Origin of the sequence: Emticicia sp., from assembly GCF_049241225.1 — a bacterium.
Lineage (GTDB): Bacteria > Bacteroidota > Bacteroidia > Cytophagales > Spirosomataceae > Emticicia.
In genome coordinates, this window is sequence record NZ_JBMLRC010000220.1 from 14,117 (window position 1) to 15,909 (window position 1,793).

Below are 1,793 nucleotides of genomic sequence, written 5' to 3' on the forward strand. Positions count from 1 at the left end.
TCATTCACTCATTCACTCATTCACTCATTCAACATTAATTTTCTCGTGATTCCTTTCAACAAACCATACCTTTCGGGCAACGAGCTACAATACATCGGAGAGGCCGTGCAATCGGGCAAAATCTCTGGAAATGGTGTTTTTACTAAAAAATGCCAGCGTTTTTTTGAAGAAAAATACGGTTTTCGTCGCTGCCTGCTCACGACTTCGTGTACGGATGCCCTCGAAATGGCCGCTATTTTATGCGATATTCAAGTAGGCGATGAGGTAATTGTGCCATCTTATACTTTTGTTTCTACGGCCAATGCTTTTGTATTGCGTGGAGCAAAAATTGTATTTGCCGATAGCTCTACCGAAAACCCAAATCTCGATGCCGATAAACTTTCGGCCTTAATTACGCCCAAAACCAAAGCAATTGTGGTCGTGCATTACGCAGGAATTGCCTGTGATATGGACAAAATAATGGACATTGCCGAAGCCAATAACTTATTCGTTATCGAAGATGCTGCTCAGGCCGTTGACTCATTTTATAAAAGTCGGCCGTTGGGAAGTATCGGACATTTATCGGCTTTTAGTTTTCATGAAACCAAAAATATTATTTCGGGCGAAGGCGGAATGTTGGTTATCAACGATGAGCGTTTTGAGAAACGTGCCGAAATTATTTGGGAGAAAGGCACCAATCGCTCGGCTTTTTGGCGTGGTGAAGTCGATAAATACAATTGGGTAGATATTGGTTCATCGTTTTTGCCTTCGGAAGTGGTTGCAGCATATCTATTTGCACAACTCGAAAATCTTGGAAAAATACAAGCAAGACGCAAGCAGATTTGGGAGAAATACTACGAAGCATTTGCGAGTTTAGAGCAAGCAGGTAAACTAAAATTACCAGTAGTACCAAGCTACGCTACCAATAATGCTCACATGTTTTATTTGCTCACCGATTCGATTGAGCAACGTGATGCTTTGATTGGTTTCTTGAAAGAAAATAAAATCTACGCTGTTTTTCATTATATTTCGTTGCACAGCAGTCCATTTTATAGAGAAAAAGCAGGAGATGTCTCGCTACCCGTAAGTGATTATTATTCTGATTGTTTGGTGCGTTTGCCTTTATTTTATGAGCTGACCGAGGTAGACCAACAATTGATTATTGATAAAATTATTGGATTTTATAATTGATATTGAGTCACTATTTTTACTGTATATACTCTGCCAAACTTTAAATGAGATAAACATTTTGGCTAAAGCTGATTTGTTTACTAACTTTTATCCGTCAGTTAAAACTGACGGCAATGAACAAATAGTCTAAATATTTATGCCTCTTTTTTTTAATAAATCGCTCATTATCAGTTTTTTACTTCTTCTGAGTTTCTTTGCCTTTATTGTATTTTTGGGCGAAGATGCTTCAATCAGAGTGCATGATAATCTGGAAGCAAACATTGCTTGGTATAAATCATTGGCTGACCAACACTTACTTTTGGCGAGTTCGTACACACCCAACGAAACCGTGATGCAAGCTCCACGCATTGCGTTTGGCTCCGAGTGGAGCTTGATTGCGTGGTTGTTTGTGTGGTTTAAGCCAATTGTTGCCTATAATATCAATGTGATTTTGATGAGTTTGGTCGCTTTTATTGGTACATATTTATTTACAAAAGATACACTCAAACTTTCGCCCAAAATTGCTCCTTTCATAGCTTTAGGTTTTGCTTTATTACCTTTCTGGTTTTCGGGTGGACTGAGCTCCGCAGGGCAGCCATTGTTATTTTGGAGTTTTGATAGAATCTTAAAAAAATACAATTCTA

At 38.6% G+C, this 1,793-nt stretch carries 2 protein-coding genes; both read left to right on the top strand.

From position 1 onward, the window contains the following. The first annotated feature begins 45 nt into the window (after window positions 1-45). Window positions 46-1,170: a dTDP-4-amino-4,6-dideoxygalactose transaminase gene (gene rffA / locus ACOVO2_RS12385; protein ID WP_421770285.1), complete on the top strand. Its 1,125-nt coding sequence runs from the start codon at window positions 46-48 to the stop codon at window positions 1,168-1,170. Window positions 1,171-1,306: 136 nt separating this feature from the next. Then, window positions 1,307-1,793, top strand: a 487-nt coding sequence (locus tag ACOVO2_RS12390; protein WP_421770280.1) for a DUF6044 family protein, incomplete at its 3' end; no start/stop codon positions are given.